The sequence below is a fragment of the Micromonospora sp. NPDC004336 genome (genome assembly GCF_053602615.1).
Genome location: NZ_JBSGDY010000242.1, coordinates 1 through 7,114, shown reverse-complemented (window position 1 = coordinate 7,114; position 7,114 = coordinate 1). Strand labels below are relative to the sequence as shown.

4 protein-coding genes are annotated in these 7,114 nt (G+C 73.4%); all 4 read left to right on the top strand.

Going from position 1 to position 7,114, the window contains the following annotated elements; translation table 11 throughout:
- Positions 1 to 2 precede the first annotated feature (2 nt).
- Complete coding sequence (gene ccrA, locus ACWENR_RS28720; protein WP_452280080.1) at positions 3 to 1,274, top strand: crotonyl-CoA carboxylase/reductase; 1,272 nt, start codon at positions 3 to 5, stop codon at positions 1,272 to 1,274.
- 294 nt (positions 1,275 to 1,568) lie between these two features.
- Positions 1,569 to 2,837, top strand: a complete 1,269-nt coding sequence (locus ACWENR_RS28715) for a cell division protein DivIVA (RefSeq protein ID WP_452280079.1) — start codon at positions 1,569 to 1,571, stop codon at positions 2,835 to 2,837.
- Between the two features lie 173 nt (positions 2,838 to 3,010).
- Positions 3,011 to 5,458: a hypothetical protein gene (locus tag ACWENR_RS28710; RefSeq protein ID WP_452280078.1), complete on the top strand. Its 2,448-nt coding sequence runs from the start codon at positions 3,011 to 3,013 to the stop codon at positions 5,456 to 5,458.
- A 553-nt stretch (positions 5,459 to 6,011) separates the two neighbouring features.
- The coding region (locus tag ACWENR_RS28705; protein WP_452280077.1) for an AI-2E family transporter at positions 6,012 to 7,114 on the top strand (1,103 nt) is incomplete at its 3' end.

Here is a 7,114-nt window from a genome sequence, read left to right as displayed (position 1 = left end):
CGGTGCCGGAGTCGTACCGCGGCGTCGTGGTGCGCGCCGAAGAGACCCGGATGTTCGACGGGATGGCCACCCGGGACAAGGACCCGCGCAAGGCGCTGCACGTGCAGGAGGTGCCGACGCCGGAACTCGGGCCGGGCGAGGCCCTGGTCGCCGTGATGGCCAGCGCGATCAACTACAACACGGTCTGGACCAGCATCTTCGAGCCGCTGCCGACCTTCAAGTTCCTTCAGCGCTACGGCCGGCTCTCCGAGCTGACCCGCCGGCACGACCTGCCGTACCACGTGGTCGGGTCCGACGCGGCCGGCGTGGTGCTGCGCACCGGGCCCGGCGTGACGAAGTGGAAGGCCGGCGACGAGGTGGTCGCGCACTGCCTGTCGGTGGAGCTGGAGGACGCGGCCGGGCACGACGACACCATGCTCGACCCGCAGCAGCGGATCTGGGGCTTCGAGACCAACTTCGGCGGCCTCGCCGAGCTGTGTGTGGTCAAGGCCAACCAGCTGATGCCCAAGCCGCGCCACCTGAGCTGGGAGGAGGCGGCCAGCCCGGGACTGGTCAACTCGACGGCGTACCGGCAGCTCGTCTCCCACCACGGCGCGAACATGAAGCAGGGCGACGTGGTGCTGATCTGGGGCGCCTCCGGCGGCCTCGGCGGGTACGCCACCCAGATGGCGCTGAACGGCGGCGCGATCCCGGTCTGCGTGGTCTCCTCCCCGGAGAAGGCCGAGCTGTGCCGGAAGATGGGCGCCGAGCTGGTCATCGACCGCACGGCCGAGGGGTTCCGGTTCTGGAAGGACGAGCAGACCCAGGACCAGGACGAGTGGCGCCGGTTCGGCGAGCGGATCCGCGAGCTGACCGGCGGCGACGACCCGGACATCGTCTTCGAGCACCCCGGCCGGGAGACCTTCGGCGCCAGCGTCTTCGTGGCCAAGAAGGGCGGCACCATCGTCACCTGCGCCTCCACCAGCGGCTACCAGCACCAGTACGACAACCGCTACCTCTGGATGCACCTCAAGCGGATCGTCGGCAGCCACTTCGCCAACTACCGTGAGGCGTGGGAGGCCAACCGCCTGGTGGCCCTGGGCAAGATCCACCCCACCGTGTCGAAGACCTACGCGCTGGAGCAGACCGGCCAGGCCGCGTACGAGGTGCACCGCAACGCCCACCAGGGCAAGGTCGGCGTCCGCTGCCTCGCCCCCGCCGACGGGCTCGGCGTGCGCGACCGCGAGCTGCGCTCCCGCCACGAGGACGCGATCAACCGGTTCCGGGGCCACTGACCCGACGGACGATCCGCCGTCGACCAATGCGGCGAACGGCGATCGCCTTTTTTCACCACCGAGGCGCCGGCGCTCATTCGAGTGACCCGCGCCATGACGCGACAAAGGGCCGCGGGGTCGACCCCGCGGCCCTTTTCCACAGTCACTCTCCGTGCCGTCCGACCCGCCCGGGACCTGCCAAGATCGCCGATTGGTCCGGCCTACCGGGGCGCCCGCAGTTGACCATGTAAAGAGGACACGAAAGCTCGGGACCGCTCTTGCGAAGCACCCTGGGGAGTCTGCGAGTATGTCCCAATGCCCCAGCAGTCCTCCCCTCTTGCGTTCTTCGATAACGCGAACTCACAGCCCGATTTCACCGTCGGCCTGCGCGGCTACAACACCCACCAGGTCGATGACTTCATCGGCCGGATGACGGCCGCGCTGACCCAGTCCGAGCAGGCCCGCGCCGAGGCCGAGCAGCGCATGAACGACGCCCAGCGCCGGCTCCGCCAGGCCGAACAGCGCATGAGCACGCTGGAGCAGAAGCTCGCCGACACCAACAAGCAGCTCGAGGAGAACAGCCGGCCCACCCTCTCCGGCCTCGGCACCCGCGTCGAGCAGATCCTCCGGCTGGCCGAGGAGCAGGCCAACGACCACCGCAACGAGGCCAAGCGCGAGTCGGAGGGCATCCTCTCCGCCGCCCGCCTCGAGGCCCGCGAGATCACCGACAAGGCGCGGGCCGAGGCTGCGGCGATGAAGGCCACCGCCGAGCGCGAGGCGGGCAGCGTCCGCACCGCCGCCGAGCGGGAGGCCGCCGAGGTCCGCGTCCAGGCCCGGCGCGAGGCCGACACGCTGCGCGCCGACGCCGAGCGCGAGACCAAGCAGCTGCGTACGGTCACGGCGCACGAGGTCGCCGAGCTGAAGTCCACCGTCGAGCGCGAGGTCGCCACCCTCCGGGCCACCGCCGAGCGGGAGATCACCCAGCAGCGGGCGAAGGCCGCCCGGGAGGCCGAGGAGAAGCGCGCCGAGGCGACCAAGCTGCTCACGGACGCGCGGGACAAGCGCGACAAGGACCTGCAGGCCCTGGAGCTCCAGCTCGCCGAGCGCCGGGAGAAGGCCGAGCGCGAGGAGTCGGAGCGGCACGCGGCGCAGGTCGCGCAGACCCAGAAGCTGGTCAGCGAGGCCGAGCAGCGAGCCCACGCCGCGCAGGAGCGGGCCAAGGAGATCGAGCAGCGCGCCGAGGCCCGCCGGGTCGAGTCGGAGCGCACCGCCAACGAGACGGTCGACAAGGCCAAGGCGCTGGCCGACAAGACGCTGACCGAGGCGAAGGCCGAGGCGAAGCGGCTGCTCACCGAGGCGCGCACCGAGGCCGAGCTGACCACGCAGGCGGCCCGCCGCGAGGTCGAGGACCTCACCCGCCAGAAGGACGCCGTCACCTCCCAGCTCGGCCAGATGCTCTCCGGCCTCGCCGGAATCGTGCCGGGCGTCCCGGCGGCGCCGGCCGCCCAGGCCGCGCCCGCCAAGCCGGAGGCCGGGAAGGCCGACGGCACGGACGAGCGGGTGGCCGCCGAGACGTCCAACTGACCGAGCCGACCGGGGCATGACCACGGCGCGGGGTGACACCGGGTGACCGGTGTGCCCCGCGCCGTATGCGTTTGCCCGTCAGAGAATTGCCCGGGCGTGAACGCAGTGAAGTAGGTCCCATCAGGGGCGTCCGTATCGCCCCAGCAGGCCCGGATGCGTGTGAGGATGGGGGCATGTCGCACGGCGAGGAACTGTTCGCTCTCGGCGGGGACGTGACCACGGAGCCCAGCTTCGAGTCCGCTCTGCGGGGGTACGAGAAACGACAGGTCGACCGGTACGTCGCTCGTGCGGAGCACGAGATCGCGGCCCTCGCGGCCGAACGGGAGCAGGCCTACACACAGATCCACAAGCTGGCCGGCCAGGTCGAGGTGCTCCAGCGGGACCTCGCCCAGGCGCGCAAGTCGTCCGGCGCGCTGGAGAACGTCTCCTTCCGGCACCTCGGCCCGCGGGTCGAGCAGATCCTCACGATGGCCGAGGAGCAGGCCGACGCGATCCTGGCCGCCGCCAACGAGGAGATCGAGGCGCGCCGCGCCGCCGCCGAGCACATCGTCGAGGAGGCCCGGGAACAGGCCGCCACCGCGCTCAAGGACTTCGAGATCGCGCTGGCCGCCCGCCGCGCGGAGGAGGAGCGGCACAGCGCGGCCCGCAGGGCGGAGGCGGACGCCGCGGTGAAGGCCGCCAAGGAGGAGGCCGCCCGGCTGCGCAAGGCCGCCCAGGAGGCGCTGGCGAAGGCCCAGCAGGAGGCCACCCAGCTGCGGGACGCGGCCAAGGAGATCCACCACCGGGCCCAGCAGGAGGCGACCCGGCTGCGGGAGGCCGCCAGGGAGGCCCACGCCACGGCGCAGCAGGAGGCCAGCCAGCTCCGCGAGGCGGCCAAGGAGGTGCACGCCAAGGCCCAGCAGGAGGCCAAGCGCCTGACCGACCAGGCCACCGAGGCGGGCCGGGCCACCCACGCCAAGGCGCAGCGGGACGCGAAGCAGATCATCGACGACGCCGCCGAGGCCGGCCGGGCGAGCCGCGACAAGGCCCGCCAGGAGGCGGAGCGGCTCACCACCCAGGCGGCCGAGACGGCCAAGCGCAGCCGCGCCGAGACCGAGGCGTACGTGCAGCGGATGCGCACCGAGACCGAGGCGTACGTGCAGCAGGCCCGGGCGCAGACGCAGCAGGAGCTGGGCGCGTGGCGGGCGGGGGTGGAGCAGGAGGTCAACAGCCGCCGCGAGGCCGCCGACCGCGAGCTGGCCCAGCGCCGGGCGACCGCCGAGCAGGAGTTCGCCAAGCGCCGCGACGAGCTGGAGAAGCAGTACAAGGCCCGGCTGGCCGAACTGGAGACGCGGCACAAGAGCCGGCACGACGAGCTGGAGTCGGGCTTCGAGACGCGCCGCGCCGCGCTGGAGTCGGAGTACACCGCCCGGAAGAACGAGATCGAACAGGGCGCCGCCGCCGTCCGCCAGGCCGCGGAGCGGGACGCGCTGACGATGCGCCGGCAGGCCGAGGAGGAGGCGGCGGCGCTGCTCAGCCGCGCCGAGTCGGAGGCGACCGACAAGCGCCGCAAGGCCGACGAGCACGTCGCGACCTCGCGCCGCCAGTTCGAGGAGTACGCGGCCACCACGCAGCAGCACCTCGCCACGACCCAGCAGCACCTCGCGGCCACCCAGCAGGAGGCCGCCGCCAGCCGTCAGCAGCTCGCCCAGGTGATGCTGGAGATCGCCCAGGCCCAGCAGCAGCTCGCCGACCTGCGGCAGGAGACCTGGAAGTCGCGGCAGGAGTCCGACGAGCTCCAGCGCCAGGTGGCCGAGCTCCGGCTGGGGCTGCTCGGTGCGGCCGATCGACCAGGCGGGACGGACGGCGCCGCCGCGACCGCCCCGGCGGGCGTCGACGGCGTGTCGGCGACCGGCACGGCCGCGGCGAACGGCGGAAGGGCGTCGACCGCCGCCACGGCGTCCGCGCCGGGCAGCGGCGGGGCGCCGGCCGGCCCGGGCGCGGGAAGGACGGACGCCGCGCCAGCCGGGGCGGGCACCGCGCCAGCCGGGACGGACGCCGTGCCAGCCGGGGCGGGCACCGCGCCAGCCGGGACGGGCACCGCGCCAGCCGGGGCGGGCACCGCGAAGGACACTGCCGGGACGGGCGCTACGAAGAAGGTGGCCGCGCAGGACGCGGGAAAGACGGATGCTGCGCCGGCTGGAGCGGGCGCCGCGAAGACGGACACCGCACCAGCCGGAGCAGGCGCAACGCCGGTGGGTGGCAAGGCGAAGGAGACCACACCGGCCGGAGCAGGCGCGGCACCGGCGGGCGGCGCGGGGAAGGAGACCACCGCCTCGGACGGCAGGCCCGCCAAGGTCGAGCCGGCGGAGGCCGGGCAACCGGCCAAGGGCCGGATCGAACCCGCCGACACCAAGTTGCCGGGCGACGCCGACGTCGCGGCCGTGACCACGGTCGACGGGGGCACCGCGAGCGCCGGCGTGGACGGGGAACCGACCGTGGCGGCCGTGCCGGGCGAGGGTGGCCGGGATGCCACCCCGACGAAGATCACCAGCACCGGCGAGAACGGCAAGCGGCCGGCGAAGCCGACCACCGACGAGCGCAGCGCCAAGCCGAGCAAGGTCGTCGTCGAAAAGGACTGACCCAGACCGTCCCTGCCGCCCGACGGCCCAGGTCGTCGGGCGGATCTTGGCAGGAAACGGCCCCCCGAGGGGCACTTTCCTGCCAAGATCTCTTCAGCCTCCCGCCTCCACCCGGGCGGGGCTGCGCAGCTGGGTCGGGTGGTCGGGCAACCGAGGCCGGTAGCCGGACAACCGGGGCCGCTGGCCGGCAGCCGGTGGCCGGGCAGGCGGGTCAGCCGGGCCGTATGCCCCGGTCAGGCTGCTGGGATCGGTCGGGCTTGACGTGGTCCGTCGGGCTGCGTAACCCGCCGGGCTTCGTGGGCCCGTCGGGCTGGGTGGATTCGGTCGGGCTGGGTGGGTCGGCCGGGCTGCTTGGGTCGGCCGGGCTGCTTGGATCGGTCTGGCTGGGTGGGTCGGCCGGGCTGGCGGCGTACGCTCCTCGGTGGAATCCGCCCCACGCGGACCGTGGTCGGGTCGTCGGCGGGAATCGATCAGGGGAGGTCCGATGGCAGACGACGGACCGAAGGCGTCGAGCGGTGACCGGGAGCCCAAGAGCACTCGGGGACCGGGCGACGTGAGCCGCAATTCCGAGCACGCCAACGCCCCGCGGCACGCCGACCGGGCCGGCAGCACCCACCCCGACGAGCAAGCCACGGGCACCACGCCCAGCGGCCACGCCGCGCCAACCAACACCGACCCTGACGAGCAAGCCACGGGCACCATGCCCGGCGGCCACACCGCGCCGACCAACACCGACCCCGACGAGCAAGCCACGGGCACCGAGGGCCGGGGCGACCAGGTGACCGGCGGCGGCGGGCCGGGCGCGAACGGGTCGGGGCGGTTCGGTACGCCCGGGCGGCCGCTGCGGCGCAGCAGCTTCCTGGTCGGCTTCACCGGAGCGGCCGGGGTGCTGCTGGCGTACGCATTCTTCCTGGGCCTGCGCAACGCGGCCGGGATCCTGGTCCTGGTGCTCATCGCGCTCTTCCTCGCCATCGGCCTGCACCCTGCCGTGGTCCGTCTGCGGTCCTGGGGGCTGCCGCACGGCGCGGCCGTGGCGGTGGTCGCGCTGACGGTCGTGCTGCTGCTCTGCGGCGGCCTGTTCGCCCTGGTGCCCCCGATCGTCACGCAGACCGGGCAGTTCATCGACCAGCTGCCGAGCTACGTCGAGGAGCTGCGCCGCAACCGGACGGTCAATGATCTCGTCGAGCGGTACGACCTGATGGACCGGGTACGGAGCGCGGCGAACGCCGACACGATCGGTCAGGCTCTCGGCGGGGTGCTCGGCGGGGCCCAACTGCTCTTCGGGACGGTGTTCCGGGGGCTTACCGTGCTGGTGCTGACGATCTACTTCCTGGTCTACTTCGACCGGATCCGCGACCTGGGCTACGCGCTGGTGCCCCGCTCCCGCCGTGACCGGGTGCGGCTGATCGGCGACGAGATCCTGACGAAGGTCGGCGCGTACATGGTGGGCGCGATCAGCATCGCCGTGCTGGCCGGGGCGGCCACGTTCGTCTTCGCGCTGGTCGTCGGGCTGCCGTACCCGTTCGCGCTGGCCGTGGTGGTCGCGGTGACCGACCTTATCCCGCAGATCGGCGCGACCCTGGGCGCGGTGATCGTCAGCCTCGTGGCCTTCGCCACCGACCTGCGGGTCGGCATCGCCTGCGCGGTCTTCTTCCT

Excerpts from the sequence above, each read along its gene's own strand:
- ACWENR_RS28715 (WP_452280079.1), top strand. The coding sequence starts at position 1,569 with ATGCCCCAGCAGTCCTCCCCTCTTGCGTTCTTCGATAACGCGAACTCA.
- ACWENR_RS28710 (WP_452280078.1), top strand. The coding sequence starts at position 3,011 with ATGTCGCACGGCGAGGAACTGTTCGCTCTCGGCGGGGACGTGACCACG.